The 313-nt window shown below is 64.2% G+C and carries 1 protein-coding gene; it reads right to left on the bottom strand.

Annotated elements, in window-relative coordinates:
- Positions 1-139: 139 nt before the first annotated feature.
- The coding region (locus tag AC0L30_RS43190) for a tyrosine-type recombinase/integrase (RefSeq protein WP_473406812.1) at positions 140-313 on the bottom strand (174 nt) is incomplete at its 5' end.

The raw sequence follows: 313 nt of genomic DNA, 5'->3' as shown, positions 1-313 counted from the left end.
CGCCGCTCGACCCGACCGAGATGACCGGCATGGTCACGGCGATAGGTCTCGCCATGCCGGCGCAGAATATCGGCAATGTCGATGGCGGGCCTGTTGGAGCGGCTGTCGGGGCGGATCATCACCCGGATCCCGCCGCGGATCATCCAGGTGGCGTCACCTCCAGCGACAGGCGATCGAGCGGGCTCTGCGTCGCCCGGATCGTATCGGTGGCGACCTGCGTGTAGCGCGCTGTCGAGGACAAATTATTGTGCCCGAGCAAGACCTGGATGATCCGGATATCGGTTCCGTTCTCGAGAAGATGCGTCGCGAAGCT

Source organism: Bradyrhizobium sp. MI1.11 (genome assembly GCF_055811255.1).
The sequence above is the reverse complement of the archived record's forward strand: the minus strand, read 5'-3'. Positions and strand labels throughout refer to the sequence as shown.